This is a genomic window from Crossiella sp. CA-258035 (assembly GCF_030064675.1).
Taxonomy (GTDB): domain Bacteria; phylum Actinomycetota; class Actinomycetes; order Mycobacteriales; family Pseudonocardiaceae; genus Crossiella.
Map to the genome: position 1 here is coordinate 3,134,697 of NZ_CP116413.1, position 25,252 is coordinate 3,159,948.

Sequence of the window (25,252 nt, forward strand, 5' to 3'; positions counted from 1 at the left end):
CCCACCACCACATGCGGACAGCGAAAGGAGGCGGCTCCCTGTGACAGCTGTTGCCGCACCTTTGGACGTCGCCGCCATCCGGGCCGACTTCCCCATCCTGGGCCGGACCGTGCGCGACGGCAAACGGCTGGTCTACCTCGACTCGGGAGCCACCTCCCAACGTCCGCGCCAGGTGCTCGACGCCGAGCGGCGCTTCCTGGAGACCAGCAACGCCGCCGTGCACCGCGGCGCGCACCAGCTGGCCGAGGAGGCCACCGACGCCTATGAGGAAGCGCGGGCCAAGATCGCCGCGTTCATCGGCGCCGGCGTCGAGGAGGTGGTGTTCACCAAGAACGCCACCGAGGGCGTCAACCTGGTGGCCTACGCGATGAGCAACGCGGCCACCTCCGGTCCCGAGGCGGCCAGGTTCATGGTCGGTCCCGGTCACGAGATCCTGGTGACCGAGATGGAGCACCACGCGAACCTGGTGCCCTGGCAGGAGCTCTGCCGCCGCACCGGCGCGACCCTGCGCTGGTTCGGCGTCACCGCGGACGGCAGGCTCGACCTGTCCGATGTGGACGAGCTGATCAACGACAACACCCGGGTGGTGGCCTTCACGCACCAGTCGAACGTGCTGGGCACGGTCAACCCGGTCAGCGCCATCGTGGCCAAGGCACGGGAGGCAGGCGCGTTCACCGTGCTGGACGCCTGCCAGTCGGTGCCGCACGCCCCGGTGGACTTCCAGGCGCTCGGAGTCGATTTCGCGGTCTTCTCCGGGCACAAGATGCTCGGGCCGTCCGGAGTGGGTGTGCTCTACGGACGGCACGAGCTTCTTTCCGCGATGCCCCCGTTCATCACCGGCGGCTCGATGATCGAGCTGGTCAAGATGGAGGGCTCCACCTACGCCCCGCCGCCGCAGCGGTTCGAGGCTGGCGTGCCGATGACCTCGCAGGTGATCGGGCTGGGCGCGGCGGTGGACTACCTCAGCGCGGTCGGCATGGACAACGTCGCCGCGCACGAGCACCACCTCACCGAGCTGGCGCTGGCCGGGCTCAAGGAGATCCCCGGCGTGCGGATCATCGGGCCCGAGGAGACGGTGGACCGCGGCGGCGCGGTGTCCTTCGTCATCGAGGGTGTGCACGCCCACGACGCCGGCCAGGTGCTGGACAGCCTGGGCGTGGAGGTCAGGGTCGGGCACCACTGCGCGTGGCCGCTGCACCGCGCGCTGGGCGTGGCCGCGACCGTGCGCGCCAGCTTCTACCTGTACAACACCCCCGATGAGGTCCAGGCGCTGCTGGACGGGGTGCGCGAGGCGCAGCGGTTCTTCGGGGTGAGCGCCTGATGCAGCTGCAGCAGATGTACCAGGAGATCATCCTGGACCACTACAAGAACCCGCACCTGCGCGGCCTGCGCGAGCCGTTCCAGGCCGAGGTGCACCACGTGAACCCGACCTGCGGCGACGAGGTCACCCTGCGCGTGCAGCTCGAAGGCGAGGGCCGCGAGGCCAAGATCGTCGACGTCTCCTACGACGCGCAGGGCTGCTCGATCAGCCAGGCCGCCACCTCGGTGCTGACCGACCTGGTGGTGGGCACCACCGTGGAGTCGGCGCTGACCAAGCACGAGGCCTTCCGCGAGCTGATGCAGGGCCGTGGCAAGGTGGAACCGGATGAGGACGTGCTGGAGGATGGCATCGCCTTCGCCGGGGTAGCCAAGTACCCGGCGCGCGTGAAGTGCGCGCTGCTGGGCTGGATGGCATTCAAGGACGCGGTGGCGCAGGTCGTCGGGGAAGGAGCCGGTGCACGATGAGCGCCGAGGAGCAGAAGGTTCAGGAGCAGGAAGTGCAGCGAGGGGTGGCCGGGATGCCGGAGCCGCCAGCCGAGCAGAAGGCCGAGCTGCCCCTGATCGCTGACGTCGAGGAGGCCATGCGCGATGTGGTCGACCCCGAGCTGGGCATCAACGTGGTCGACCTGGGCCTGGTCTACGGGATCCACGTGGAAGAGGACAACGTCGCCATCATCGACATGACGCTGACCTCGGCGGCCTGTCCGCTGACCGACGTCATCGAGGACCAGACCCGCGCGGTGCTCACCGGGCCGGGCCTGGTGGACGACGTGCGGATCAACTGGGTGTGGATGCCGCCGTGGGGTCCGGACAAGATCACTGACGACGGTCGCGAGCAGCTGCGCGCGCTCGGTTTCACCGTCTGAGAGTCGTTTGTCGCCACCGCCCGGCACGGATCACCGTGCCGGGCGGTGGCGCGTTTTCTGGAGAGGACAGGGATGACCGGAGTTGTCTGGCGGCGCTTGCTGGGGGTTGTGCTGGCGCCGGTGCTGCTGACCGGGTTGCTGGCGCAGCCGGCGACGGCCGCGGCAGGCATGGTGGCCAAGATCGTGCAGGAGCCGGGTGAGTACGAGGCACGGTTCCCGGATCTGCTGAAACTGCCGGACAACAAGCTGCTGGCGGTGTGGCACCGGGCCACAGCGCACGAGGAGGTTTGGGGCACCATCCAGATGTCGGTCGGCACCGCCGACGGCCGGAGCTGGAGCAAGCCGTCCCGCGCGCTGGCGCCGGGCACCCTGTCCACGGAGGACACCCGCGACCCCAAGCTGGCGCTGATGCCGGACGGCCGGGTGATGCTGACCTTCTTCCTGGCGCACCGCGGCCAGGTCTACTACTCGATGTGGACACCCGGCGAGACCTACTTCAGCACCCCGAAGCTGATCGAGGTGCCCGGCGTCGAGGTCGGGCTGCTCAACCACGGCAGCCCGCTCGTGCTGGCCAACCGCGGAGCGCAGGTCAACCAGGTGCTGCTGCCGGTCTACACCGTCAGCGAGTCCTCGGCCGGGCACAAGGCCGGCGCGCACTTCATCCGGGCCACCTACCGGCCGGGGGCCAACCCCGCGTTGCAGGTGGCCTCGATGCACCAGATGATCGCCAACGGCAACCCGGCGGGCCGGTGGTACGGCGAGCCGAGCTTCGTGCAGTACGGCGACCAGGTGGTCGCGGTGGTGCGGGCCGAGCAGGAAAGGCCGGGTGTCGAGCCCAGGGACCCCTCCCCGGCGATCGTGGTGCGCTGGAACCCCTACACCGCCACCCCGCAGTACACCTACCAGAGCTTCAGCGACGTGCTCGCCAGCTCACACCACCTGCTCAAGACCGCCAGCGGCAAGCTGCTGTTCACCTACGGCGACCGCTCCCGCACCGGGCGGCCCACCGTGGGCATGATGATCAGCAACCCCACCGCGAACTGGACCAAGGGCAAGGTGGTGCCGATCTACAACTCCGGCGCGTACGACCAGGCCAACCCGTCCAGCGTGGAGATCGCCAACGGGACCTTCCTGACGCTGGGCTACAACGCCAAGCCGAAGACCAGCGGCGGGGACCCCACCTACGGCGGCACGCTCTGGGTCGTGCAGAGCCACGCCACCGACTACTAGACCGGGCCGAAGACCAGGGTGCCGGGGGCGTTCGCGTCGTCCCCGGCCCAGAACTCCAGCCACAGCTCGCTGAACTCGGCGCGGGAGAGGCAGCCGTCGCCGTCGGTGTCCAGGGCGGGGAAGACCGGGCCGGTGTCGGTGGGGCGGCCGTTCCAGGCCTCGATCAGCTGGCGGTACTCGGCGGCGGAGATCAGGCCGTCCCGGTCCTCGTCCACCGCCTCGAACATGGCCTCCGCGGTCGCGGTGACCGCCTCGGGCATGGCGGGCAGCTGGTCGACCACCAGCAGCACCTCCTCCAGGGTGACCTTGTTGTCCCGGTTCTCATCGGAGGCGGCCAGCAGGGTGGACCACCAGCCGAGCATGATCTGCGCCAGGCGCTGGTGGTCACCGGGGCCGCGCAGCCGGCTCCAGCGGGTGGCCAGGGCCTGGAAGTCGCGCTCCTCCAGGAAACCGTCGCCGTCGGCGTCCATTGCCGCGAAAACGCCGTTGATCTTGCGTCGTTGCAGGTCAGAGGCCATGCGACGACGGTAACGCGGGGACCGGCCGGTGGTGTTAGGCCAGCCGGGTGGTCAGGAAGTCGGTCAGGGCGGCGTTGAACTCGGCGGGGCGTTCCAGGTTGGGCAGGTGGCCCGCGCCCTCGATGACGGCCAGGGTGGCGCCGGGGATGCCCTGCGCGATGGTGCGGGCGTCGCGGACCGGGGTGAACTCATCCGCGCTGCCGACCACCACCAGGGCGGGCACGGTGATCGTGGGCAGCAGCGGTCGGTAGTCCGGGCGTTCGGCGCGGCCGCGCAGGGCCGCCGCCGCGCCCTCGGGCGGGGCGGCGCGCATCATCCGCAGCACGTGCGCGGCGACCTCGGGCGGGGCCTGCGGGGCGATCATCTTGGACAGCACCTCCTCGGCGTAGCCGCCCATGCCCTCGCGCAGCAACCGGTCGGCCTGGGCGTTGCGGCTGGCCTTGCCCTCGGCGGTCTCGGCCTCGGCGAAGGTGTCGGCCAGCAGCAGAGCGCGCACCCGGTGCGGGAACAGCCGGTAGCACTCCAGCACGATCTGCCCGCCCATGGACAGGCCGCCCAGCGCGAACTCCTCGATGCCGAGGCCGTCCATCAGCTCGGCCAGGTCGGCGGCGAAGACCGCCAGGCCGGTGACACCGGGGACCACCGGGCTGGCTCCGTACCCGCGCAGGTCAGGGGTGATCACCCGGTAGCCGAGGGCGGTGAGGCAGGTGACCTGCGGCTGCCACATCGAGCGGTCGAAGGGGTGGCCGTGCACCAGCAGGACCGGCTCGCCGGAGCCCTGGTCGTTGAAGCTCAGTTCCATGAGTGGGACGCTAGGCGGAGCACTAGGTCGGTGCAATGAAAACAATGTGCTCGGAGCAATGATGCGGGACTACCGGGTGATCGCGGACCGGATCGCGGCCGACATCGCCGGCGGGCGGCTGAAGCCGGGGGACCGGCTGCCGCCGCAGCGCCAGTTCGCCCGGCGGCGCGGGCTGGCCCCGTCCACCGCGGCCAGGGTGTACGGGGAGCTGGTGCGGCGCGGGCTGGTCACCGGCGAGGTCGGGCGGGGCACCTTCGTGCGCGCCGCCGGGCCAGGGGTGACGCCCGCGCTGGCCGAACCGGCCGCCGCGCCGGTGGACCTGGAGCTGAACTTCCCGGTCCTGCCGGGCCAGCCCGAGCGGCTGGCCGCCGCGCTGGCCGGACTGGCCCGGCCGGACGCGCTGGCCGATGCGCTGCGCCCGGTGGGTGTGACCGGCGATGCGGAGCTGCGCGAGGCGGCCGCGGCGGCGCTGAGCCGTGGCGGCTGGACACCCGATCCCGGGCAGATCCTGTTCCCCGGCAACGGAAGGCAGGGCCTGGCCGCGGCGATCTCCGCGCTGGTGCCCACCGGCGGGCGGCTCGGTGTGGAGGCGCTGACCTACCCGGTGGTCAAGGGCATCGCGGCCCGCCTGGGCGTCACCCTGGTGCCGCTGCCGATGGACGAGCACGGCGTGCTGCCCGCCGGGCTGGGCGAGGTCGCCGCGGTCTACCTGCAACCCACCCTGCACAACCCGCTGGGCGTGACCATGTCCGGCCCGCGCCGGGCCGAGGTGGCCGAAGCCTTGCGCCGCAAGGACATCCCGCTGATCGAGGACGGCATCTACGGTTTCCTGCGGCCGGAGTCGCCGCCGCTGGCCGCACTGGTGCCCGAGCGCGCCGTGCTGGTGGACAGCCTGTCCAAGCGGCTGGCCCCCGGGCTGACCCTGGGTTTCGCCGTGGCGCCAACGGGTGTGGCCGACCGGCTGGCCGCGGCGCTGCGCTCCGGGGCCTGGGCCGGGTCCGCCTTCGCCATGGCCGCGGCCCGGCGCTGGCTCGGCGACGGCACGGCCGCAGGGATCGAGGCGGCCAAGCGCGCTGACGCCGCGGACCGGCAACGCCTTGCCGCGCAACACCTTTCCGGGTTCGACCTGAGCGCGGACCCCGGCGCCTACCACCTGTGGTGGCGACTGCCCGCGCCGTGGCGGGCGGAGACCTTCGTCGCGGCCGCGGCCCGCAGGGGTATCGCGATCACCCCGGCCGCGGCCTTCGCGGTGGTGCCGGGGCACGCGCCGAACGCGGTGCGGCTGGCGCTGTCCGCGCCGCCGCCCGGCGCACTGGCCGCGGCCCTGGATGTGTTGGCCGAGCTGGGCCGCGGTGTGCCGGAGGACACCACAGTGGACTGATCAACGGCCGGTTGGGCCGCGCGGGAACGGAATCCGGACATTAGGGTCGGGGTGTGAACCCGCCGACCGACACCGCTCCCGACACCTCGGCCGCGTTGCCCAGGTGGAGTCTGCTCGTCCCGCCGCTGGCGCTGGTGCTGCTGGTGGTCTCCTGGGGCCGTGACCTCAACCCGGTGCTGCTCATACTCGTCTGCGCCGCCCTCGGCGGGGCGGTGGTGGCCGCGGTGCACCACGCCGAGGTGGTCGCGCACCGGGTCGGCGAACCCTTCGGCACGCTGATCCTGGCCGTCGCGGTGACCGTGATCGAGGTCGCGCTGATCGTCACCCTGATGTCCTCCGGCGGCCCGGACAGCTCGACCCTGGCCAGGGACACCGTGTTCGCCGCGATCATGATCACCTGCAACGGGATCGTCGGGCTGGCGCTGCTGGCCGGTGCGCTGCGGCACCGGGTGCAGGAGTTCCGCGCGCACGCCTCCGGTGGCGCGCTCGCGGTCACCCTGGCGCTGGTCACGCTGAGCCTGGTGCTGCCTGCCTTCACCACCAGCTCCGCCGGGCCGACCTTCACCGGCCCGCAGCTGGCCTTCGCCGGGGTCGCCTCGCTGACCATGTACGGCGTGTTCGTCTTCGTGCAGACCAAGCGGCACCGCGACTACTTCCTGCCCAAGACCGACAGCACCCCCGACGAGCACGCCCCCGCGCCGAGCGCGCGCACCGCGTGGGTGAGCCTCGGGCTGCTGGCGGTGTGCCTGGTCAGCGTGGTCGGCCTGGCCAAGGCGGTGTCCCCGGCACTGGAGGCCGCGGTGGACGGCCTCGGCGCGCCGCGCACCGTGGTGGGCCTGCTGATCGCACTGCTGGTGCTGCTGCCGGAGACGGTGGCCGCGGTCCGCGCCGCGCTGCGCGACCGGCTCCAGGTCAGCCTCAACCTGGCGCTGGGCTCGGCGCTGGCCAGCATCGGCCTGACCATTCCGGCCATCGCGTTGGCCTCGATCTGGCTGACCGGGCCGCTGGTGCTGGGCCTGGGCGCCAAGGAGATGGTGCTGCTCGCGCTCACCGGCGCGGTGGGCACGCTGACCCTGGTCTCCGGGCGGGCCACCGTGCTGCAGGGCGCGGTGCACCTGATGGTGTTCAGCGCCTTCCTGTTCCTGGCGGTCACTCCTTGACCGCGTGCGCGATGCGCGTCAGCAACCGGTCGATCTCGCGGCGCCGCCGGGCCGCCCGGCGGCGCAGCTCCTCGCCCGCCGCGGCCTGCCTGCGCTCGATCTCCTGCTCCGGCAGGGTGAGCTCCTCAGCCTGCATCGGCACACCTCCTTGAAGAATGCCCAAAGCGGGCGATGGCCCCGGCTGGACGCGCGCAGGACCACCGCCCGGTGTCGGTTCGTCAGTGCGCGGGGTCAGGCCTTGATCTGCTTGCGGTCGCCCTGCGCGCCGCCGATGGCGATCTTGCGCGGCTTGGCCTGTTCGGCGACCGGGATCCGCAGGGTGAGCACGCCTGCCTCGTAGTCGGCCTTGATCTGCTCGGTGTCCAGGGTGTCGCCGAGGAACAGCTGGCGGGAGAACACGCCCAGCGGCCGCTCCGCGACCTGCATCTCGACGTTGTCGCCGGTGACCACCGGACGGCGCTCGGCCTTGACGGTCAGCACGTTGCGCTCCACGTCCAGCTCGATCGCCTCCGGGGAGACGCCCGGCAGGTCGAAGGACACCACGAACTCATCGCCCACCCGGCAGGCGTCCATCGGCATCGCCGTCGGACGGGACCAGGTTCCAGACCCCTGACTGCCGAAGAACTGCTGGGCGAGCCGGTCGAACTCCCGGAACGGGTCGGTGCGCATCAACATCGTTCCACCTCCTGTGATCCCCGTTTGGTGTCAACGCGCACCGTCACTGTAGCGCGTCATCGATATGATGACAAGTGTTGTGTCGTCGGTAAGATGACGTCATGAACGACAACCCGGAGACCGCGCTGGCCGAGATCCGCCAGGTGCTGCTGGCCGCGCGAGCGGGCCAGGCCGAGGTGCCGCGGCTGCTCGGCGCGCTCACCGCCCTGCGTGAGCTGCGCGAGGAGCTGGGCGCCTGGGAGCCCGAGCTGATCAACGCCGCCCGTGGGCACGGCGCCAGCTGGGCCGCGCTCGCGCCCGCGCTGGGCGTGGCCAGCAGACAGGCCGCCGAACGCCGCTTCCTCCGGCTGCGGCCCTCGGCCACCGGGGGACTCACCGCGGAGGGCCGGGTGGACGCCGAACGCGGCAAGCGCGCCGGCGACCGCGCGGTGGCCGCCTGGGCCCGGCGCAACGCGGCGGTGCTGCGCCAGCTGGCCGGGCAGGTCAGCGCGCTGGGCGAGCTGGACGGGGCCGGGCGGGCCCAGCTGGACCAGGTCGGCCGCGCGCTCGGCGAGGACGACACCGCCAAGCTGCTGCCCAGCCTGATCGAGGCCTACCCGTACCTGACCGGCGGGCACCGGGTGCTGGCCGAGCGGGTGCTGGCCATCTCCGACCACGTGGACCAGGTGCGCCGGGACGCCACCGAGGCCAGGGGGCGCTGACCGCCGCCTATACGCTTCGTGGCCGGGTGACGCCCGTCTCTGTCTGTCATGTCACCCGGAATGCACCAAGATCACCCTGTGGCGTCTTCTCCTGTGTACAGCGCGTTCTGTAAAGGAGATCGTCATGAACAACATTCTCCGCCGTGGCCTCGCCGCAGGGGCCGCGCTCGCCGTCACCGCCGCCGTGGGTCTGCTGGGTGCGGGCGTGGCGCTGGCCAACCCCACCGACCAGCCCTGCCGGGCGGGACAGCTGGACACCACCCTGGTGGCCGGCTCGCCCGGCGCCGGCCAGCGGTACGCCTCGCTGCAGTTCACCGCCAAGCCCGGCAACTCGTGCAAGCTGACCGGCCCGCTGCCGGTGACCCTCAACGGCGCGCCCAGCGTCACCGTGGTCCCGGACACCGGCGCCGCCACGCCGGTCTACCTCACCTCGGGCAAGCCGGCGCACGTGCTGCTGCACTGGACCGGCATCGGCGCGCCCGAGCAGCAGCAGACCCCGGCCAGCGTCACCGTCGGCTTCCCGGCCGAGCGGCCCGGCTCGACCACGCTGCCCTGGAAGCAGGGGCCGGTGGACGCCTTCGCTGAGGCGCACACCCTGCGCGTCGGCCCCGTGCAGGCCGGTCCGGCCGAGGGCTGAGCGGTCCCGCCTGACCGAGACCCTGCCTCGGTCAGGCCGGTCGCGGCGGCGGCCTCCTGGCGGGTGAACCTCGGCGGCGCCCGGAATAGTCAAGATCCGTTCCGGTGTTGCCCCGATGACCGACGCTGTCGAGGTGAAGGGATCAGTGGCATGCCGCTGACCGGCGAGTACGAGCCCAGCCCTACCGAATGGGTGCGCAAGCAGGTCGAGGAGTACGAGAGCTCGGGTGGCACCAAGGGCACCACCATGATGGACCTGCCGGTGATCATCCTGACCACCAAGGGCGCCAAGTCCGGCAAGCTCCGCAAGACGCCGCTGATGCGGGTCGAGCACGAAGGGGCCTACGCCGCGGTGGCCTCGCTCGGCGGCGCGCCCCAGCACCCGGTCTGGTACTTCAACGTCAAGTCCGAGCCGCTGGTGGAGCTCCAGGACGGTCCGGTGCGCAAGGACTACACCGCGCGCGAGGTCACCGGCGAGGAGAAGGCGCTCTGGTGGGAGCGCGCGGTGGCCGCCTACGCGCCGTACGCGGAGTACCAGGAGAAGACCGACCGGGAGATCCCGGTGTTCGTGCTGGAACCGGTCCAGGACTGAGTTTACTGGACCAAGCGTTCTGGAATCTGCTACGGTTCTGACCATGGGCAGGACCAAGGAGTTCGACCCGGACGTGGCGCTGCGGGCCGCGATGGAACTGTTCTGGCGGCAGGGCTACGAGGCCACCTCCATGCAGGACCTCGTGGACCACATCGGCGTCAACCGGGCCAGCATCTACGCCACCTTCGGTGGTAAGCACGAGCTGTACCTGCGCGCGCTGGACCGCTACGCCGAGGACACCGACGCGATCATCCTCAGTGGACTGTCCAAGGCCGGTCCGGTGCTGCCCGAGGTGCGCGGCGTGGTGCGGCGCTACGTCCAGGACTCCTTGCAGGACCAGGAAAGACGCGGCTGCCTGGTCACCAACACGGCGGTGGAGCTGCTGCCCGGCGACCCAGCGGCCGGGCGCCGCGTCGAGCTCAGCCTGGACGGCCTGGAGCGCGTGCTCACCGGCGCGCTGATCCGCGCGCAGGACCAGGGCGAGTTGTCAGCGGACCGGGACCCGAGGGCGCTGGCCCGGTTCCTGGTCACCTTCCTGCAAGGCATCCGCGTGATCGCCAAGACGCCCGACCCGCGCCGCCTGGCCGACGCCGCCACGCAGGCCCTCTCACTGCTCGACTGACCGGCCCCGATTCGGGCCGGTCACGTGCTGCCCGTATATTGGAACGCTCATTCTGAAAAATGGAGACTCCTGTGACTGACCAGTTCACCGACACCGCCCTTGCCGCCTCGCTGCCGGGGGAGTTCCGCAGCGCGCACGCCGAGGTCAACGGCACCCGCCTGCACTACGTGCACGGCGGCCAGGGCAGCCCGCTGGTGCTGCTGCCCGGCTGGCCGCAGACCTGGTGGCAGTTCCGCAAGGTCATGCCCGCGCTGGCGCAGCGGCACCGGGTGATCGCGGTCGACCTGCGCGGCATGGGCGGCTCGGCCATCGCCGAGGACGGCTACGACAAGAAGACGATGGCCCGCGACATCCACGAGCTGATCCGCCACCTCGGCTTCGAGCAGGCGGCCGTGGCCGGGCACGACATCGGCGCGATGGTCGCGCACAGCGTCGCCGCCAACCATCCGGAGACCGTCAGCCGGATCGCGCTCATCGACGTGCCGCATCCGGACGAGAGCCTCAACGAGATCCCGATGCTGCCCCCGCACCCCGACCGCGTGCACCCCTGGTGGTTCGCCTTCAACCACCTGCACGGCCTGCCCGAGCAGCTCCTGCGCGACCGCTCCCGGCACGTCATCGACTGGCTCTACCAGGCCATGCTGCTGGACCAGGACAAGATCGACGACCACGCCCGCACCGTCTACGCCCGCGCCTACGACCGGCCGGGACGCGTCGCCGCGGGCAACGGCTGGTACCAGAGCTGGCGGCAGGACATCGCGGACAACCACGGCTACCCGAAGCTGACCACCCCGGTGCTCGGCATCGGTGGCGCACAGGGGTATCACTACGCCACTGTGCGCGCGCTGCCGGCGCAGGCTGTCGAGTACGAGCTGGTGGAGATCCCGGAGTGCGGGCACTACGTGCCGGAGGAGCAGCCGGAGCGGCTGGTCGCCGAACTGCTCCGGTTCTTCGCGGGCCAGTGATCGGCGGCGGGTGTCAGCGTTGAGGTGCTGGTCGAGGTCACGGACGAGGTGCGGGAGGCGTTCGACCGCCTGCTGCCGCAGTTGTCCACCTCGGCCACACCGCTCGACCACGCGGCGCTGGTCCGCCCGGCCTGCGAGCGCGCATCGAGGACGTCGTGGTCGACGAGGCCGCGCGCGGTCAGCGGGTCGGCGCGGCGCTGACCGAGGAGGCACTGCGCATCGCGCGCGAGGCAGGCGCCCGGAGCGTGGACCTGACCTCCCGCCCGTTCCGCGGCGCGGCCAACCGGCTCTACGAACGGCTGGGCTTCCGGCCGCGCGAGTCCCGGGTGTACCGGTTCCCGCTCGGCTGAGTCGCGGCTCAGGTCGCCGGGTGCACCTCGAGGCAGTTGTCGCTGCCGAGCACCACCCGGCGGCCGGGGTAGGCGCGCGCGGCGATCTGCACGTCGCGTTCGTCGAAGAGGCCCTGGAAGATCAGCACTCCGTCGTACAGCTCCGCTTTCTCCACGGCGGTCGGCCAGCGGTGCTGGTAGACGTCGACGTCGATGGGCTCCGACGGCGGCGGCAGGTCCGGACCACGATGCATTCACCCAGTATCAACCGTCTGTCCACCCCCGGCCAGAGGGAAAGAGGAGCGCTGTGGGCGGGTCAGCCGGGCTGCGCCAGACGGTCGACGGATTGACAGCGGAGTGGCCCAACGGTTTGCATTGTGGTCCGCCGCCATGTTGAGAGCGCTCTCTCGGAGTCTTCGGGAGCGTGCCCTGACCTCAACTGGAGGCTGCATGTCAACGAGGACGAGCCGACGGCTGCGTGTCACCGTCGCGCTGGCCACCCTCCTCGCCGCGGTCGGTGTCTCCGCGCCCGCGGCGCCCGCCACCGCCGGGCCCGCCGCCTGGGCGCAGGTGTGGAGCGATGAGTTCAACGGTCCCAACGGCGGCGGTGTGGACCGCAGCAAGTGGAACTTCGACATCGGCAACGCCCAGGCCAACGGCTGGGGCAACAACGAATTGCAGTACTACACCGACCGGACCTCCAACGCGGCCACCGACGGCGCGGGCAACCTGGTGATCACCGCGCGCCGGGAGACCCACGGCCAGTGCTGGAACGGCCGGGCCTGTGACTACACCTCGGCCCGGCTGCTCACCAAGGGCAAGTTCGAGCGGGCCTACGGGCGGTTCGAGGCCAGGATGAAGCTGCCCTACGGCCAGGGCATCTGGCCCGCGTTCTGGATGCTGGGCAACAACTTCCCCGGCACCCGGTGGCCGGACTGCGGCGAGATCGACATCATGGAGAACATCGGCCGCGAGCCCAGCACCGTGCACGGCACCATCCACGGGCCCGGCTACTCCGGCGCCCAGGGCATCGGTGCGAGCAAGGCCTCGCCGGATGGGCGGCCGTACTCGCAGAACTTCCACACCTTCGCCATCGAGTGGTCGCCGACCGACATCAAGTGGTTCGTCGACGGCCAGCTGTTCCAGCGCCGCACCCCCGCGGACCTCGGCGGGCGCCGGTGGGTGTTCGACCACCCGTTCTTCATGATCCTCAACCTCGCGGTGGGCGGGAACTGGCCGGGCAACCCCGACGGCAGCACCGTCTTCCCGCAGCGGCTGACCGTGGACTACGTCCGCGTGTTCGAGTGGCGCTGATCCGACTGGCACTGACCGGCTGAGCGCCTGTGCGGTCCCGTCCCTGACCGGGGTGGGACCGCACAGGCGGTGTCCGGGGGATAACCTCGCGTCATGAGCGAGGGGTCCTCCTCACCCTGGCGTCGATGGCGTCCGCCGCGCGACCTCTGGCTGGTGCTGCTGGCCGCCTGCCTGGTCGGCGGGCTGTACCTGCTCCAGCCCGCCCTGCTCGAGGTGCCGCCGGCGGACGCGCCGCGGCTGGCCAGCGCGCGGGTCGACGACTGCGTGGGCACCTCGGACAAGGACTACGACGGCAACGCGCACTCGCACTTCCGGCCGGTGCCCTGCTGGTACCGCTCGGCGCGGTTCCGGGTCGCCGGGATCGGCGTGCCCGGCCAGCGCGCCGAGGACTTCTGCCGGAGCTTCCCCGGCTGGGACGCCGGCAGCTGGGTGCTCGCGCCGCGCGAGGGCACCCAGGAGGTCTTCTGCCTGGCGCGGGCCTGACCGGGTCGCGGCGACCCGCTGGGGGCCGCCGCGACAGCGGGGTCAGTGGCCGAGCTTGGGGTGGCCGTTGGCCTGGCCGAAGCCGTTCGGGCCGGTGATCTCCATCGGGGTCGGTCCCGCGACCTGCCAGGGGCCGGGCTTGCCCGCCTTGGGCTTCTGCTCGCGTTCGGCCAGTTCCTGGTGCAGCTGGCGGAGCAGGCCGCGTTCCCGGTCGGTCAGCTTGGCCTCGGCCGAGCTGGTGACCTGTTCCGACGGCGGGGGCAGCTCGGCCAGCGCGGGGGAGGACAGTGCGGGCGAGGACAGCGCGGGGGAGGACAGCGGGGCGTCCAGGTCCGGGTCGGCCGGGATGGGGTCCATGGCGTGCACCGTGGTGGCGGCCACCGGGTCCTCGTCCGGCCGGGAACGCGGCGGCAGCGGGGACAGCTCGGTGTCGGCCATCGCGGGCGGGTCCGGGGTGACCACCACCTGGGTGACCTCGGGGGAGGGGGCCGGCGGCGGTGGCGGCGGAGGTTCCGACCGGGCGCGCCTGGCGACCGGGCGCTCCCGGACCGACTCGGCCTCGTAGCCGGGCACCTCGATCCGGCGCGCGGTGGCCAGGGCCTTCTCGTGGTACTCGGGCAGTTCCTCGCCGGTGCGGAAGACCTCGATCGAGGCCCGCACGCCCGCCTGCTGCATGGCCCGGTTCAGCTGGTAGACCACGGCCGAGGGGAAGCCCTCCTGGCCGATCTCCATCAGCAGCACCTGGTGCGGCACCGCGCCCGCGGCCGCGCCGGCCGGGGTGGTGCGCCAGGTGCCCCAGACCGAGCGCAGCGCGGGCAGTCGGCGCAGCACGCCGCTGAGCACCCGCTCCAGGCCGGGGATCGGGTCGTTGCTGCTGTTGAAGCGGTGGCCGTCGCCGAGGCGGACCTCGGAGACCACCACCTGGTCGGCCAGCGCCGGGTCGATGCGCACCTCGCCGAGCATGTGCCGCAGCCGGTACTGCTCGGCCGGGGTGATGGAGATCCGCCCGGCGAGCAGGCAGCCGAGCATCAGCTCGGTGGCGCGCTCGTACTCCAGCAGCGCGGCGTGCTCGCGGGCGGCCAGCACCGCGTCGTCGTCGATCCGGCCCGCCAGCTCCAGCAACAGCTGGTGGATCCGGTCGGCCAGGGTCATGCCGTCCATGCCACGCCTCCCTCGACCCCGACACACACCAGCTCAGCGGCCTCCCAGGCCGCGTGGTGGTAGTCGGGAAGCTCCATGCCCGATGGCAGCACCTCGACGCACGGTTCGTGTTCGCCGAGTGCGCGCAGCACCCGCTGCACCTCGCCGGTCAGCCCCGCCAGCTCGGTGGCGGCGGTGACCAGGATGATCCGCTTGCTCGGCTCGCCGGGACGCTGACCGCGCCGCCAGGTGCAGCGCACCTCGCGCACCCCGGTCCGGCTGCGCAGCGAGGCGGCCAGCACCACCGACACCGCGTCGCTGCCGGTGGGGGACTCGGGGTGGTCCAGGCTGAACTTGTGCGCGCTGCGCCCCACCTCGTCCACGACCGTGATCGCGGCCAGTGCCGCGCGGTCCGCGCCGAAGGGGGTCAGCGAGTCCGACAGCAGCCGGTGTTCGCGTTCGGTCAGGGCGATCCGGTGTTGCAGCAGGCTGGCCGGCAGCGACCTGGCCAGCACCACCTGCGCTCCGCTGGCGAGCCAGTCCCGGAATCGCCACAGCTGGGCATCGGGCAACCGGCCGGCCAGCCGGAGGAGCAGCTCGTGACAGTCGAGCTCGGCAACCTCATGCATGGCCCGCAGCCTAGACCGAAGGGGGCAAGCTTTCAGTCCTTCGGGGGGTTAAGTTGGGGAAAGACCCGACGGATTACGGGTATGTGTCACGGAGCGTCCGCCTTCTTTTCCCCGGTAGAGCCAGGCTTTTGGGGGAACTGGAGGGCGTCGAAGTAACTCTCCGATTCTTTTCCGCGGATCACGCTCGCCTTGTCCAGCAGGGCCTTGGTCGCGTCGTAGCGCCGCTGTTCCTTGTTCGGCCCGTCCACCAGCGACTGCGCGTGGTGCATCTCCAGCTCCCAGGCCGAGTAGGCCTCGGTGAGCTTGAAGTCGCTGCGGCGCAGCAGGCCCCAGTTCTTGTCCCACTGGTAGAAGGAGTGCAGGCCGGTGCACAGCGCGATCAGCACGCCGATCACCGCGATGGTGAGGTCCTTGTACGGGAAGGTGATCACCGTGATCAGCGGCAGGCTGATGCTCAGCACCGTGACCAGGATGCCGGAGAGGCGGAAGAACCTGCGGTTCCACCGGGACCGGAACCGGTAGCGGTCGCGCAGGTCGATCACGTACTGGCGGGCCACCCGCCCGTACTCGCCGTGGTCGGGATTGGCCGCGGACTTGTTTGCCACCGGTACCGCCCTGGGTCAGTGCTCACTGGAGGGGACGAACCCGGAGAATATGATGTTGTCGGCCGATTCGTGAGCCCTTCTCGCCTGAGCGGCCGAACCGACCGGCCAGGCGAGCACCGGCCGCCCCCGCTCGCGCCAGTAGGCCGCGGCCCTGGACGGCAGCCCGGCCAGCTCGAAGCTGATGAAGTCCGGCCTGGTCAGGAAGTTCGCCACCAGGCTGCGGCCGAGGGCCCGGCTGACCGGGTCGGCGTGGGACAGCAGCCCGGAGATCTGCCCGAGTGGGCACCGGATGCCCAGCCGCCGCAGCCGGAACACCGCCACCGGGTCGAAGGAGTGCACCGCGACCTCGCCCCGGTAGGCCCGCAGGTGCCCGAGCAGCGCGGCCTCGATGCCGCGGCCGTCGAGCGGGTGCGCGTGCTTGGTCTCGATCAGCAGCGGCACCCGGCCGTCGACCAGGTCGAGGACGTCGGTGAACCGGGGGATGCCGTGCTCGGTGCCGCTCAGGCGCAGCGCGCGGAGCTCGGCGGCGGTGCGGCCGCTGACCGGTCCGGGCCGGCCGGTGAGCCGGGCCAGGTCGGCGTCGTGGATGACCACCAGGTGGCCGTCGGCGCTGAAGCGCACGTCGAGCTCGCAGGGGAAGCCCTGGCGGATCGCGGACTCGAAGGCGGGCAGCGAGTTCTCCGGGATGCCGGCGGAGGGGTCGTGCAGGCCGCGGTGCGCGATCGGCACGGCGGTCAGCCACTGCGGCAGGTCGCCCATCGGTTCAGGCTAGGGCGTCGGCGGGCGGGATGGGGAGCAGCGGCGCGCCGGGACTCGCTGGAGGCGGTTCAGGGCCGCCAGTGGGCGCGCAGGGCGGCGGCCACCGCGTGCGTGGCGGGGCTGGGGGAGCGGCGCGGGTCGTAGGTCAGCAGCACCGGGGCCTCGGTGTGCGCGGGCAGCGGCAGCTCGGCCAGGCGGCCCTGCTCGACCAGCTCGCGCACCGCGGCGGTCGGGAACAGGCCGAGGCCCAGTCCGCCTGCCACGCAGGCCCTGGCGGCCTCGATGCTGCCGAAGCGGGTCAGCCGGGGCTGGGCGTCCGGGACCGCGAGCAGCCGGTGGGCCAGCCGGTCGCTGTAGAAGCAGCCGGGCTCCAGCAGGAAGAAGCTCTCCCTGGCCAGCTGGGACCAGCGCGGCCTGCGCCCGGCCAGCCGGTGCTCCGGCGCGCACACCAGGCTCAGTGGTTCCTGGCCGAGGGGTTCGGCGGTCAGGTCGGGTTCCGGGGTGGCGTCCAGGACCAGGGCGAGCTGGGCGCGGCCGGTGTGCAACAGCCTGCCGCCGAGGGCGGTGCCCGCCGGGATCAGGTGCAGCTCGATGCGCGGTTGTTCCACGCGCAGGGCGGTGATCAGCTCGGGCAGCCGGTAGGCGCACAGGGACTCGGTGGCGGCCAGGGTGACCTCGCCGCTGGGCGGGCCGTCGGCGCCCGCGGCGGTGTGCAGGGCGGCCTCGGCGGCCAGCAGGTCCTCGGCGGGGCGGAGCAGGCGGCGGCCGGCCGCGGTGAGTTCGGCCCCGCCGGGCAGGCGGTCGAACAGGCGGGCGCCGAGCTGTTTCTCCAGGGTGCGGATCTGCACGGTGACGGTGGACTGGGCCAGGTGCAGCTCGGCGGCGGTGCTGGTGAAGTTTCTGTTGCGGCTCAACGAGAGGAAGGTGTGCAGCAGCCGGGTGTCCACCCCGCCACCCTATCGCGGAACTCGATCGGCACAATGAGAAACGATCGTTGGACAGCATGACGAACCGGGACGAGGCTTGGGGCCATGACCACAGACGTGTTGCGCTACACCGCCTTCACCGCCGACCCGGCGGGCGGCAACCCCGCCGGGGTCGTGCTGGACGCCACCGGCTGGACCGACGACCGGATGCAGGCCGTGGCCGCCGAGGTCGGCTACTCCGAGACCGCGTTCGTGCTGCCCGGCCCAGATCCCCGGCAGGCCGTGCTCCGCTACTTCAGCCCGCTGGCCGAGGTCGCCTTCTGCGGGCACGCCACGGTGGCCACCGCGGCCGCGCTGACCGAGCGGCACGGCGCCGGGGACTACGTCTTCAGCACCCCGGCCGGGGTGATCCCGGTGCACACCCGGATCACCGACGGGGTCGCCAGCGCGACCCTGACCAGCGTGCCCACCAGCTTCACGCCGGTCTCGCCCGGCGTGCTCACCGAGGTGCTGACCTACCTGAACTGGCACCCCAGGGACCTCGACCCCGGCCACCCGCCGGTGGTCGCCTTCGGCGGCGGCCACCACCTGGTGCTGGCCACCCGCACCCGCAAGCGCCTGGCCAACCTGTCGTACGAGTTCGGCCCGCTGGCCGGGCTGATGCGGCAGGAGAACTGGACCACCCTCCAGCTGGTGTACTTCGACCCGGACGGAACCATCCACTCCCGCAACCCGTTCCCGGTCGGCGGCGTGGTGGAGGACCCGGCCACCGGGGCGGCCGCGGCCGCGCTCGGCGGCTACCTGCGGCCGAACCTGGACCGCCCGGCGCTGCTGACCATCCGGCAGGGCGAGGACATGGGCAGGCCGAGCCTGCTGGTGGTGGAGATCGACCCGGCGGACCCGCGGATCCGGGTCACCGGACAGGCCGTGCCGCTGCCGGGTTGAATAGGCCGGTGAGCGATCAAGCGCTGAGCGAGCTGTTGCGGCGGGCCGCCGAGGGCGATCCGCCGCCGGCCGATGGCGGGGTGAGCGTGCTGCCGCAGGGCGCGGAGGCGACACCGGCGGTGCTGGCCTTCACCGCGCACCACGTGGTGGTGGCCGATGTGCCCGAGGAGTGGGTGCGGGCGCGGCTGCCGGCCGATGACCTGTCCGCGCCGCTGAACCCGCCGTTCCTGACCGCGCTGTGCGCCGCCACCGGCCGCGAGGTCAACAACATCGACGCGGTGCTGGTGGCGCAGGGTCCGGCGGTCGCGCCCGAGCTGGGCCTGACCCCGGCCGACGACCGCACCCACGAACGGGTGCGGCGGGCCGAGGACTTCCGCACCGACATCCGGGTCTGGACCTGCCCTGGCGGGCTGGTGCTGCTCGGACGCGGTGTTGGCGGCCGCTGGGAAGTAGCGGCCGAGGTGGACCTGGAGTTCCGGGGCAAAGGGCTCGGGCGGGCGTTGTTCGCCGCGGCCCGAGCGCTGGCCCCCGGGGATGTGCCCGTGTGGGCACAGGTCGCGCCCGGCAACGCGGCCTCACTGCGAGCGGTGCTCGCCGCGGGCTACCGGCCGGTGGGCGCGGAGGTGCTGCTGAAGTAGCCGATCAGTTGGCGTACTCGTGGTCCGCGCTGAGGCCCTCCGGCTCGTGGAACAGGGCGTCGTGCGCCCAGGTGGTGGCAGCGGTCCGCTGCGCCACGATCTGCGGCTGGTCCCCGGCGGGGTGGCTGAACAAAGTCTGCTGAAGTGCCATGTGTGTTTCCGATCTGTCCCGCGCTCCCTGGCCACGGCCCCGGAATGGGCGTACGTCGGCACGGCGCGGATGACGTGAAGAAGGGGAGTGTGAACTCCCGGCACCCACCACGGTACACGAAGATCGTGGTGGGATGCCGGAATTAGCTCAACCAGTGCGTTGCATGGCCGGTGCGGGCGGCGCGGGCTGGCCGCGCAGCACGTCCGTGCGGGTGGATCCCGGCCGCCCGAGCACCCAGCTGGATCCGCGCAGGGACTTGGCCTGTTGCTTCAGCGGCGCGAGCAGCCGGGAGGTCTCCCGGTGGTCGTGCACGCTGCCCGCGGCGCACACCAGGGTGGCCATGGACACCGTGATCGAGCGCCCGTGCACCCGCCGGTCCGGGTCCAGCACCGCGCTGGCCAGGCGGACCAGGTCGTCCAGCTCGCAGACCACCAGGAAGTCGTCACCGCCGATGTGACCGACACAGGCGTGCCGCAGGGCGGCGGCCACGTCGGTGAGGCCACGGCCCAGGTGCCGGATCAGGTCGTCGCCCGCGGCGAAACCGGCGTTGTCGTTGACCCACTTGAAGCTGTCCACGTCCAGCCAGGTGACGGCGAAGATCTGGCCGGTGGCGATGCGCTGGCTCAGGTCCCTGGCGATCGCGTCGCTGCCGGGCAGCCTGGTCAGCGGGTTGAGCGCGGCGGCGTGCGCGACCTTCATCTCGGCCATGCCGCGGAAGAGGTCGGACAGCCGGACCACGCCGAGGCAGTGGCCGCCCTCGTCCAGCACCACCAGGTCGTCGTACATCCGGTCGGAGGAGCCGCCGGACATCAGGTTCAGCGCCTCCATCGCGGTGGCGTCGGTGCCCACCGCCCTGGGCTCGTCGGCCAGCCGGGAGGCCGGGCGCTTGGCGTGCAGCGCGTGGCCGTAGGGGCCGGTGACGGCGAGCAGGAACCGGTTCCGGTCGATCGTCCACTGTGGATGTTCGTCCTCGTCGACCAGGACGATGCTGGTGATGTCCGGGCGGTCGGCGAAGATCTTGCGCGCGGCGTCGGCGGTGGCGTCCTGGGCCAGCATCGTTGCCGGGCACAGGTAGTCGGTGACCCTGGGGCCCGCGGTGGCCACCGGCAGCTGCACCGCGCCCACGTCGGAGAGCTCGTTGAGCGCGGCGGAGAGGGTGACCCTGGTGTTGGGCCTGCGGCTGGGCGGGGCGATCAGGTCGCCCTGCACCAGGTGGATGCCGGCCGCGCGCACCGCCTGCAGCTGTGCCCTGGTCTCCACGCCCTGCGCGATCACGGTGGCGCCCGCCTGGGTGCAGGTGTGCGCCAGCCCTTCCAGCAGGGCCTGTTTGCGGGTGTCCTCCGGCAGTCCGGCCAGCACCGCCCGGTCCAGCTTGACCAGGTTCGGCTGCACGTCCAGCAGGAAGGTCAGTGGGATGTCGCCGCCGCCGATGCCGTCGAGGGCGACCAGGAAGCCGATGGTGCGCAGCCGCCGGAGCCGTTCCAGCAGCAGGCCGCGGTCCAGGTGCGAGATCGGGTCGCCGATCTCCAGGATCACCTCGCGCGGGCGGCGGCCGGTGGCACGCAGCGCGCCGAAGAGCGCCTCCATCCCGGCCGGGTCCTCCACCACGGTGTCGGCCAGGATGTTGAGGTGCAGGGGCAGCAGTGTCTCGTGTTCGGAGGCGAACTGCACCGCGAGCACGGCCAGTTCGATGTCGAGGTCGGTGAGACGACCGGCTTCAGCGGCCGTCCGGAACAGGTCGTGCACGTGACCCCGGAGCGGCCGGGCTAGCGCCTCGACCGCGACCACACCGCCGGTGTTGGTATTGACCAGCGGCTGGAAGGCGACATGCACTTGGTCCAGCAGCGTGGGCACAGCGCAGATCGTGCCCGCTAAATCACTCTCCGACGAGGCCGTTCACCACAAGTTCACGGAGTCTGTGTCGCTTCGTCTCACAACCGGCCGGTAGGACGCGCAAAGGTGCTCACAAGCGGCCAAGAAACGCCATCCGGGTGCGGGTGCCCCACGGCGCGTGCCGGAACAGCCCGGCCATGGCCAGCGCGGTGCCGCGCACGTCTTCCCGGCCGGAGAGGTAGTGCGCCTGCTCGGCCTCGGGCATGCCGAAGAACAGCTCGAAGAACCGGGGCAGGTCGCCGGCGGGCAGCGCGAGCAGCACCCGCAGCCCACTGCGGCGCAGCGCGTGCACCGCCTTGGCCGAGGGCGACCACAGCACCCGCCACCCGGCGGCCACGGCGGCGGGCGCTCCGGCGGGCAGCGCGGCGTGCACGGCCTCGGCCACCCTGGGCGCCAGCGCGAGCGCGGCGGCCACGCTGAACCCGGTGGCCGGGTGCACCAGCCCGGCGGCCGCGCCGAAGGGCAGCAGGTCGCGCACCCTGGGCGGCGGATCGTCCACTCTGAACCGGACGCGTTCCTGGGTTTCGTTGCCGGACAAGGAGATCCCGTACTGACTGAGCCGGTCGGCGAGCTTGCGCCGCAGCTCCGGGTAGCCCAGTCCGGGCCGCCGGGCCAGCGAGGTCTCCTCCAGCAGGGTGCGGCCGTCGCCCATCGGCTGGGCGTAGAGGAAGGTCGGCCAGTCCGCAGGCCCGTTGCTGGCGTGCCGCCAGTCCATGAACACCGACTCGCCCGGCGGCACCAGTTCGGCGACCTGCTCGCTGGGCAGCAGCACCCCGAAGGCGGTCTGCTCGGCCGCGGGCCGCCGGGGGCGTCCGCCGCAGAGCACGCGCCGGTCGCCGGTGGCGTCCACCACCAGCCGGGCGGCCAGCGCCTGCCCGTCGGTGAGCTGGACCAGGCTGCCGTCGCAGGTGTGCGCGACGGTGACCGCCGAGCCCTGCCGCACGGTCAGCTCCGGGTGGCGCAGGTGCTCGCGCAGGGCTTCGTTGTCCAGCAGCGCGTAGCGCCGGGTCAGCTCGTGCCGGTTCTCGGCGATGGCGACCGTGCGCTCCGGGCAGCTGCGCACCACCGAGCCGGGCAGGTCGATGGGCAGCTCGTCGGTCCAGGCCGCGTAGGTCTGCCGCCAGGGCCGCCCCGGCGCGGGATCGAGCACGGTGGTGCGCAGGCCCAGCCGCGCACAGGCTCCGGCGAGCGCGAACCCGGCCGGTCCGCCGCCGACGACCACAACGTCCTGCACGTGCATCAGCGAATCATGCGCTACCGCCGCGGGGGAACCGCGATCCGGTCGAGATCGGCGGCGACCACCAGTTCGCCGTCGAAGTGCCGGGCCGCCTCGGCGCGGAAGGCCTCCAGGTCGGGGTAGCGCTGGGAGAAGTGGGTGAGCACCAGTTTGCGCACCCCGCACTCGGCCGCGACCAGCCCGGCCTGGCCCGCGGTGAGGTGCCCGACCTGGGCGGCCAGCTCGGCCTCGCTGTCCAGGAAGGTGGACTCGATGACCAGCAGGTCGACGTCCCTGGCCAGCTCGAAGACGTTCGGGCAGAGCCGGGTGTCCATGATGAAGGCGAACTTCTGCCCCGGCCTGGGCACGCTGACCTGGCCGAGCTCGATCCGGCGGCCGTCGAGGTCCAGGTGCCCGTCCCGGCGCAGCTGCCGCACCAGCGGCCCGCGCACCCCGGCCGCGGCCAGCTCCGCGGGCAGCATGCGCAGTGAGTCCGCCTCGACCAGCCGGTAGCCGAAGGCCTCCACCGGGTGCGCCAGCCGCCGCGCCTCCAGGGTGCCGAAGGAGCCGGTGGCCACCACCCCGTCGGCGTGCACGGGTTCCTCGCGCAGGTCGGCGGTCTCGAAGAAGGAGGTGGCATAGCGCAGCCGGTGGAAGTACTCCGCGCCGGAGGCCGGGTAGTGCGCGTGCACCGGGTGCGCGACCTTGTCCAGGGACAGCCGCTGCACGATGCCGGGCACGCCCAGGCAGTGGTCGCCGTGGAAGTGGGTCAGGCACAGCCGGGTGATCGAGCTGGCCGGGACTCCACTGTGGACCATCTGCCGCTGGGTGCCCTCGCCGGGGTCGAACATAAAGCCCTGGTCGTCCCAGCGCAGCAGGTAGCCGTTGTGGTTGCGCTGCCGGGTGGGCACCTGGCTGGCGGTGCCCAGGACGATCAGTTCGCGGTTCGACACGGTGGGCACTGTAGGCGGGGGAGCCTGGCCGGGCACGCCTATTCGCGGCCGGGGCGGACGATGCCGTGCTCGTAGGCGAAGACGATCACCTGGGCGCGGTCGCGCAGGCCGAGCTTGGTCAGGATGCGGCCCACGTGCACCTTGACGGTGAGCTCGGACAGGTGCACGCGCGCGCCGATCTCCCGGTTAGACAGTCCCTTGGCCAGCGCGCGCAGCACCTCGTGCTCGCGGGCGGTGAGCGGGTCGGGCAGCCGGTCGAGCGGGTTGGGCCGTTCCGGGGCGGGCAGCTGGTCGGCGAACCGTTCGATCAGCCGCCGGGTCACCGCGGGGGCCAGTGCGGACTCCCCGGCGGCGACCACCCGGATCCCGTGCACGAGCTCGGCCGGCATGGCGTCCTTGAGCAGGAAGCCGGAGGCCCCCGCGCGCAGTGCGCCGTAGACGTACTCGTCGAGGTCGAAGGTGGTGAGCACGAGCACCCTGGCTCCGGCGCTCTCGGCCACGATCCGCCGGGTGGCCTCGATGCCGTCCATGCCGGGCATGCGCACGTCCATCAGCACCACGTCCGGGCGCAGCGCCCTGGTCATGGCGATCGCCTCCGGTCCGGTGCCGGCCTCGCCGAGCACCTCGAGGTCGGGCTCCGGGCTGAGCACGGAGCGGAAACCCAGGCGCAGCAACGGTTGGTCGTCCACCAGGAGCACGCCGACCATCAGACCTCCCAGGGCACCCGGGCGCGGACCAGCCAGCCACCGTCGGCCGAGACCCCGGCGCTGACCGCACCACCACAGGCGGCGGCGCGTTCGGCGATCCCGGCCAGCCCGTGCCCGCCCTCACCCGCCTGCCCGGTGCCGTTGTCGGCGACGGTGAGTTCGAGCGTGTTGTCCTTGTGCCGCAACCGGACCTGGGCGCGCGCACCCCCTCCGGCGTGTTTGAGCGTGTTGGTCAGCGCCTCCTGGGTGATCCGGTAGACGAGCAGGCCGAGGCCGGGATCCTCGTTGTCCGGCAAGGTTTCCCGGCGCAGCTCCACCGGCAGCCCGGCCACCCGGAACTGCTCGGCCAGGTCGTCCAGATCGGCCAGACCTGGTTGCGGGGCAAGGGGTTGCTCGCCTTCGCGGAGCAGGCCGACCAGGCGGCGCATGTCGGCCAGTGCGGCCCGTCCGGTGGCCGAGGTCTTGGCCAGCAGGTCCTTGGCGTTGGCCGGGTCGGCGGCCGCGCCGTCGGCCAGGGCGACCATCACGGCCAGGTTGTGGGCGACGATGTCGTGCACCTCCCTGGCGATCCGGGTCCGCTCGGCGGTGGCGGCGGCGCGGGCCTGGTGCGCCAGCTGTTGCCGCTGGTGCTCCTGGCGCAGCCGCTGGCTGAGGCCGAGCAGCGCGGTGGCGGCCAGGGTGCCGAGCACGCCGATGAGCACCTGCCTCGGCCCGCCGGCCAGCCAGGCCCAGCCCACCAGCAGCGCGAACACCGCCACCGCGGGCCACAGCTGCCAGGCGGTCCGGTGCCGGGCCACCGCGTAGAGCGCGAACAGCGGCGCGGACACCAGGAACACGCCGGTGAACCCGATCAGGTAGCAGCCCAGGGCGAGGGCGGCCACCAGCCAGAACACCGCGACCGGTGCTCGTCGCCGCCACACCAGCGGCAGGTGCACGGCGGCGAAGAACAGCCAGCCCAGGTCGTGGACGCCGGTGCCGGGTTCGAGCACGCCGGGCGCGTGGTCGCCGCCGAGGGTCACCGGCAGCACCAGCGCCGCGGCCAGCGCGGCCAGCCCGCCGTCGTGCAGTCGTTGTCGGTTCATGGTGTGCCCCCCCG

Annotated in this window: 33 protein-coding genes; 17 read left to right on the forward strand and 16 right to left on the reverse strand. The window is 72.3% G+C overall.

Translation table 11 applies throughout. The features are described 5' to 3' along the window. Positions 1–40 precede the first annotated feature (40 nt). The 4 genes from N8J89_RS14410 to N8J89_RS14425 all read left to right on the forward strand — a co-directional run bounded on the left by N8J89_RS14410 (position 41) and on the right by N8J89_RS14425 (position 3,416). Entirely contained in the window at positions 41–1,321 is a 1,281-nt protein-coding gene (locus N8J89_RS14410) for a cysteine desulfurase (protein WP_283664851.1), read from the forward strand. Beyond that, the gene (sufU, locus tag N8J89_RS14415; protein WP_283664852.1) at positions 1,321–1,785 is read left to right on the forward strand and encodes a Fe-S cluster assembly sulfur transfer protein SufU; all 465 of its coding nucleotides are present in this window, start codon (positions 1,321–1,323) and stop codon (positions 1,783–1,785) included. Before N8J89_RS14410 ends, sufU begins: the two co-directional genes overlap by 1 nt. After that, positions 1,782–2,186 (forward strand): metal-sulfur cluster assembly factor, encoded by a 405-nt coding sequence (locus tag N8J89_RS14420; RefSeq protein WP_283664853.1) that lies wholly within the window; start codon positions 1,782–1,784, stop codon positions 2,184–2,186. The genes sufU and N8J89_RS14420 overlap by 4 nt, the downstream gene beginning before the upstream one ends. 72 nt (positions 2,187–2,258) lie before the next feature. Further along, complete coding sequence (locus N8J89_RS14425) at positions 2,259–3,416, forward strand: sialidase family protein (protein WP_283664854.1); 1,158 nt, start codon at positions 2,259–2,261, stop codon at positions 3,414–3,416. On the opposite strand, the gene N8J89_RS14430 is transcribed toward N8J89_RS14425, so the two are convergent. Both N8J89_RS14430 and N8J89_RS14435 read right to left on the reverse strand, forming a co-directional pair. Beyond that, positions 3,413–3,934 carry an EF-hand domain-containing protein gene (locus N8J89_RS14430; RefSeq protein WP_283664855.1) on the reverse strand — a complete coding sequence of 174 codons (522 nt, stop codon included), beginning with the start codon at positions 3,932–3,934 and terminating at the stop codon, positions 3,413–3,415. The genes N8J89_RS14425 and N8J89_RS14430 overlap by 4 nt on opposite strands. A gap of 34 nt (positions 3,935–3,968) precedes the next feature. Next, positions 3,969–4,736 carry an alpha/beta fold hydrolase gene (locus N8J89_RS14435; protein WP_283664856.1) on the reverse strand — a complete coding sequence of 256 codons (768 nt, stop codon included), beginning with the start codon at positions 4,734–4,736 and terminating at the stop codon, positions 3,969–3,971. Positions 4,737–4,797: 61 nt separating this feature from the next. Between N8J89_RS14435 and N8J89_RS14440 the strand changes: the two genes are divergently transcribed. Continuing rightward, complete coding sequence (locus N8J89_RS14440) at positions 4,798–6,117, forward strand: aminotransferase-like domain-containing protein (RefSeq protein WP_283666161.1); 1,320 nt, start codon at positions 4,798–4,800, stop codon at positions 6,115–6,117. A gap of 53 nt (positions 6,118–6,170) precedes the next feature. Beyond that, the gene (locus N8J89_RS14445; protein ID WP_283664857.1) at positions 6,171–7,277 is read left to right on the forward strand and encodes a calcium:cation antiporter; all 1,107 of its coding nucleotides are present in this window, start codon (positions 6,171–6,173) and stop codon (positions 7,275–7,277) included. Here N8J89_RS14445 and N8J89_RS14450 read toward each other — a convergent pair. Together N8J89_RS14450 and N8J89_RS14455 are read right to left on the reverse strand one after the other, a co-directional pair. Next, the gene (locus N8J89_RS14450; protein WP_283664858.1) at positions 7,267–7,413 is read right to left on the reverse strand and encodes a hypothetical protein; all 147 of its coding nucleotides are present in this window, start codon (positions 7,411–7,413) and stop codon (positions 7,267–7,269) included. The two genes, N8J89_RS14445 and N8J89_RS14450, sit on opposite strands and share 11 nt — an antisense overlap. A gap of 95 nt (positions 7,414–7,508) precedes the next feature. Beyond that, the gene (locus N8J89_RS14455) at positions 7,509–7,952 is read right to left on the reverse strand and encodes an Hsp20/alpha crystallin family protein (protein WP_283664859.1); all 444 of its coding nucleotides are present in this window, start codon (positions 7,950–7,952) and stop codon (positions 7,509–7,511) included. Positions 7,953–8,053: 101 nt separating this feature from the next. Here N8J89_RS14455 and N8J89_RS14460 point away from each other — a divergent pair, with 101 nt between their 5' ends. From N8J89_RS14460 to N8J89_RS14490, 7 genes are all read left to right on the forward strand, one after another. Further along, positions 8,054–8,653, forward strand: a complete 600-nt coding sequence (locus N8J89_RS14460; RefSeq protein WP_283664860.1) for an HSP18 transcriptional regulator — start codon at positions 8,054–8,056, stop codon at positions 8,651–8,653. A 124-nt stretch (positions 8,654–8,777) separates the two neighbouring features. Beyond that, positions 8,778–9,290 carry a DUF4232 domain-containing protein gene (locus N8J89_RS14465; RefSeq protein ID WP_283664861.1) on the forward strand — a complete coding sequence of 171 codons (513 nt, stop codon included), beginning with the start codon at positions 8,778–8,780 and terminating at the stop codon, positions 9,288–9,290. A 150-nt stretch (positions 9,291–9,440) separates the two neighbouring features. Then, positions 9,441–9,881, forward strand: a complete 441-nt coding sequence (locus tag N8J89_RS14470) for a nitroreductase family deazaflavin-dependent oxidoreductase (protein WP_283664862.1) — start codon at positions 9,441–9,443, stop codon at positions 9,879–9,881. Positions 9,882–9,924: 43 nt separating this feature from the next. Beyond that, positions 9,925–10,503, forward strand: a complete 579-nt coding sequence (locus N8J89_RS14475; protein ID WP_283664863.1) for a TetR/AcrR family transcriptional regulator — start codon at positions 9,925–9,927, stop codon at positions 10,501–10,503. Positions 10,504–10,574: 71 nt separating this feature from the next. Beyond that, positions 10,575–11,468: an alpha/beta fold hydrolase gene (locus tag N8J89_RS14480; protein WP_283664864.1), complete on the forward strand. Its 894-nt coding sequence runs from the start codon at positions 10,575–10,577 to the stop codon at positions 11,466–11,468. A 24-nt stretch (positions 11,469–11,492) separates the two neighbouring features. Next, positions 11,493–11,669 (forward strand): hypothetical protein, encoded by a 177-nt coding sequence (locus tag N8J89_RS14485; RefSeq protein ID WP_283664865.1) that lies wholly within the window; start codon positions 11,493–11,495, stop codon positions 11,667–11,669. Then, positions 11,624–11,818, forward strand: coding sequence for a GNAT family N-acetyltransferase (locus tag N8J89_RS14490; RefSeq protein WP_283664866.1), 195 nt, complete (start codon positions 11,624–11,626; stop codon positions 11,816–11,818). The genes N8J89_RS14485 and N8J89_RS14490 overlap by 46 nt, the downstream gene beginning before the upstream one ends. Before the next feature lie 8 nt (positions 11,819–11,826). Here N8J89_RS14490 and N8J89_RS14495 read toward each other — a convergent pair whose 3' ends face one another. After that, positions 11,827–12,051: a hypothetical protein gene (locus tag N8J89_RS14495; protein ID WP_283664867.1), complete on the reverse strand. Its 225-nt coding sequence runs from the start codon at positions 12,049–12,051 to the stop codon at positions 11,827–11,829. Positions 12,052–12,247: 196 nt separating this feature from the next. On the opposite strand from N8J89_RS14495, the gene N8J89_RS14500 reads away from it, so the two are divergent. Both N8J89_RS14500 and N8J89_RS14505 read left to right on the forward strand, forming a co-directional pair. Further along, complete coding sequence (locus tag N8J89_RS14500; RefSeq protein WP_283664868.1) at positions 12,248–13,111, forward strand: glycoside hydrolase family 16 protein; 864 nt, start codon at positions 12,248–12,250, stop codon at positions 13,109–13,111. A 93-nt stretch (positions 13,112–13,204) separates the two neighbouring features. Further along, complete coding sequence (locus tag N8J89_RS14505; RefSeq protein ID WP_283664869.1) at positions 13,205–13,594, forward strand: hypothetical protein; 390 nt, start codon at positions 13,205–13,207, stop codon at positions 13,592–13,594. 42 nt (positions 13,595–13,636) lie between these two features. Here N8J89_RS14505 and N8J89_RS14510 read toward each other — a convergent pair whose 3' ends face one another. The 5 genes from N8J89_RS14510 to N8J89_RS14530 all read right to left on the reverse strand — a co-directional run bounded on the left by N8J89_RS14510 (position 13,637) and on the right by N8J89_RS14530 (position 17,674). Beyond that, entirely contained in the window at positions 13,637–14,755 is a 1,119-nt protein-coding gene (locus N8J89_RS14510) for a hypothetical protein (RefSeq protein WP_283664870.1), read from the reverse strand. Continuing rightward, complete coding sequence (locus N8J89_RS14515; protein ID WP_283664871.1) at positions 14,743–15,363, reverse strand: hypothetical protein; 621 nt, start codon at positions 15,361–15,363, stop codon at positions 14,743–14,745. Before N8J89_RS14515 ends, N8J89_RS14510 begins: the two co-directional genes overlap by 13 nt. Before the next feature lie 86 nt (positions 15,364–15,449). Next, the gene (locus N8J89_RS14520) at positions 15,450–15,968 is read right to left on the reverse strand and encodes an SLATT domain-containing protein (RefSeq protein ID WP_252482689.1); all 519 of its coding nucleotides are present in this window, start codon (positions 15,966–15,968) and stop codon (positions 15,450–15,452) included. A 15-nt stretch (positions 15,969–15,983) separates the two neighbouring features. After that, entirely contained in the window at positions 15,984–16,727 is a 744-nt protein-coding gene (locus tag N8J89_RS14525) for a glycerophosphodiester phosphodiesterase family protein (protein ID WP_283664872.1), read from the reverse strand. A gap of 68 nt (positions 16,728–16,795) precedes the next feature. Next, positions 16,796–17,674, reverse strand: coding sequence for a LysR family transcriptional regulator (locus tag N8J89_RS14530; RefSeq protein WP_283664873.1), 879 nt, complete (start codon positions 17,672–17,674; stop codon positions 16,796–16,798). Positions 17,675–17,758: 84 nt separating this feature from the next. On the opposite strand from N8J89_RS14530, the gene N8J89_RS14535 reads away from it, so the two are divergent. Together N8J89_RS14535 and N8J89_RS14540 are read left to right on the forward strand one after the other, a co-directional pair. Then, the gene (locus N8J89_RS14535) at positions 17,759–18,598 is read left to right on the forward strand and encodes a PhzF family phenazine biosynthesis protein (RefSeq protein WP_283664874.1); all 840 of its coding nucleotides are present in this window, start codon (positions 17,759–17,761) and stop codon (positions 18,596–18,598) included. Between the two features lie 8 nt (positions 18,599–18,606). After that, entirely contained in the window at positions 18,607–19,236 is a 630-nt protein-coding gene (locus N8J89_RS14540; protein WP_283664875.1) for an N-acetyltransferase, read from the forward strand. Positions 19,237–19,240: 4 nt separating this feature from the next. On the opposite strand, the gene N8J89_RS14545 is transcribed toward N8J89_RS14540, so the two are convergent. From N8J89_RS14545 to N8J89_RS14570, 6 genes are all read right to left on the reverse strand, one after another. Then, positions 19,241–19,387 carry a hypothetical protein gene (locus N8J89_RS14545; protein WP_252482684.1) on the reverse strand — a complete coding sequence of 49 codons (147 nt, stop codon included), beginning with the start codon at positions 19,385–19,387 and terminating at the stop codon, positions 19,241–19,243. 147 nt (positions 19,388–19,534) lie between these two features. Continuing rightward, complete coding sequence (locus N8J89_RS14550) at positions 19,535–21,241, reverse strand: GGDEF domain-containing protein (RefSeq protein ID WP_283664876.1); 1,707 nt, start codon at positions 21,239–21,241, stop codon at positions 19,535–19,537. Between the two features lie 109 nt (positions 21,242–21,350). Beyond that, complete coding sequence (locus tag N8J89_RS14555; RefSeq protein ID WP_283664877.1) at positions 21,351–22,520, reverse strand: lycopene cyclase family protein; 1,170 nt, start codon at positions 22,518–22,520, stop codon at positions 21,351–21,353. Positions 22,521–22,534: 14 nt separating this feature from the next. Further along, the gene (locus N8J89_RS14560; RefSeq protein ID WP_283664878.1) at positions 22,535–23,449 is read right to left on the reverse strand and encodes a ribonuclease Z; all 915 of its coding nucleotides are present in this window, start codon (positions 23,447–23,449) and stop codon (positions 22,535–22,537) included. Positions 23,450–23,487: 38 nt separating this feature from the next. After that, complete coding sequence (locus N8J89_RS14565) at positions 23,488–24,156, reverse strand: response regulator (RefSeq protein WP_283664879.1); 669 nt, start codon at positions 24,154–24,156, stop codon at positions 23,488–23,490. Next, positions 24,156–25,238 (reverse strand): sensor histidine kinase, encoded by a 1,083-nt coding sequence (locus N8J89_RS14570; protein WP_283664880.1) that lies wholly within the window; start codon positions 25,236–25,238, stop codon positions 24,156–24,158. Before N8J89_RS14570 ends, N8J89_RS14565 begins: the two co-directional genes overlap by 1 nt. Between the last annotated feature and the right edge of the window lie 14 nt (positions 25,239–25,252).

Excerpts from the sequence above, each read along its gene's own strand:
- N8J89_RS14535 (WP_283664874.1), top strand. The coding sequence starts at position 17,759 with ATGACCACAGACGTGTTGCGCTACACCGCCTTCACCGCCGACCCGGCG.
- N8J89_RS14430 (WP_283664855.1), bottom strand. The coding sequence starts at position 3,934 with ATGGCCTCTGACCTGCAACGACGCAAGATCAACGGCGTTTTCGCGGCA.
- N8J89_RS14515 (WP_283664871.1), bottom strand. The coding sequence starts at position 15,363 with ATGCATGAGGTTGCCGAGCTCGACTGTCACGAGCTGCTCCTCCGGCTG.
- N8J89_RS14570 (WP_283664880.1), bottom strand. The coding sequence starts at position 25,238 with ATGAACCGACAACGACTGCACGACGGCGGGCTGGCCGCGCTGGCCGCG.
- N8J89_RS14450 (WP_283664858.1), bottom strand. The coding sequence starts at position 7,413 with ATGCAGGCTGAGGAGCTCACCCTGCCGGAGCAGGAGATCGAGCGCAGG.
- N8J89_RS14525 (WP_283664872.1), bottom strand. The coding sequence starts at position 16,727 with ATGGGCGACCTGCCGCAGTGGCTGACCGCCGTGCCGATCGCGCACCGC.
- N8J89_RS14455 (WP_283664859.1), bottom strand. The coding sequence starts at position 7,952 with ATGTTGATGCGCACCGACCCGTTCCGGGAGTTCGACCGGCTCGCCCAG.
- N8J89_RS14510 (WP_283664870.1), bottom strand. The coding sequence starts at position 14,755 with ATGGACGGCATGACCCTGGCCGACCGGATCCACCAGCTGTTGCTGGAG.
- N8J89_RS14435 (WP_283664856.1), bottom strand. The coding sequence starts at position 4,736 with ATGGAACTGAGCTTCAACGACCAGGGCTCCGGCGAGCCGGTCCTGCTG.
- N8J89_RS14425 (WP_283664854.1), top strand. The coding sequence starts at position 2,259 with ATGACCGGAGTTGTCTGGCGGCGCTTGCTGGGGGTTGTGCTGGCGCCG.
- N8J89_RS14460 (WP_283664860.1), top strand. The coding sequence starts at position 8,054 with ATGAACGACAACCCGGAGACCGCGCTGGCCGAGATCCGCCAGGTGCTG.
- N8J89_RS14505 (WP_283664869.1), top strand. The coding sequence starts at position 13,205 with ATGAGCGAGGGGTCCTCCTCACCCTGGCGTCGATGGCGTCCGCCGCGC.
- N8J89_RS14565 (WP_283664879.1), bottom strand. The coding sequence starts at position 24,156 with ATGGTCGGCGTGCTCCTGGTGGACGACCAACCGTTGCTGCGCCTGGGT.
- N8J89_RS14475 (WP_283664863.1), top strand. The coding sequence starts at position 9,925 with ATGGGCAGGACCAAGGAGTTCGACCCGGACGTGGCGCTGCGGGCCGCG.
- N8J89_RS14470 (WP_283664862.1), top strand. The coding sequence starts at position 9,441 with ATGCCGCTGACCGGCGAGTACGAGCCCAGCCCTACCGAATGGGTGCGC.
- N8J89_RS14500 (WP_283664868.1), top strand. The coding sequence starts at position 12,248 with ATGTCAACGAGGACGAGCCGACGGCTGCGTGTCACCGTCGCGCTGGCC.
- N8J89_RS14440 (WP_283666161.1), top strand. The coding sequence starts at position 4,798 with ATGCGGGACTACCGGGTGATCGCGGACCGGATCGCGGCCGACATCGCC.
- N8J89_RS14545 (WP_252482684.1), bottom strand. The coding sequence starts at position 19,387 with ATGGCACTTCAGCAGACTTTGTTCAGCCACCCCGCCGGGGACCAGCCG.
- N8J89_RS14420 (WP_283664853.1), top strand. The coding sequence starts at position 1,782 with ATGAGCGCCGAGGAGCAGAAGGTTCAGGAGCAGGAAGTGCAGCGAGGG.
- N8J89_RS14495 (WP_283664867.1), bottom strand. The coding sequence starts at position 12,051 with ATGCATCGTGGTCCGGACCTGCCGCCGCCGTCGGAGCCCATCGACGTC.
- N8J89_RS14555 (WP_283664877.1), bottom strand. The coding sequence starts at position 22,520 with ATGCACGTGCAGGACGTTGTGGTCGTCGGCGGCGGACCGGCCGGGTTC.
- sufU (WP_283664852.1), top strand. The coding sequence starts at position 1,321 with ATGCAGCTGCAGCAGATGTACCAGGAGATCATCCTGGACCACTACAAG.
- N8J89_RS14465 (WP_283664861.1), top strand. The coding sequence starts at position 8,778 with ATGAACAACATTCTCCGCCGTGGCCTCGCCGCAGGGGCCGCGCTCGCC.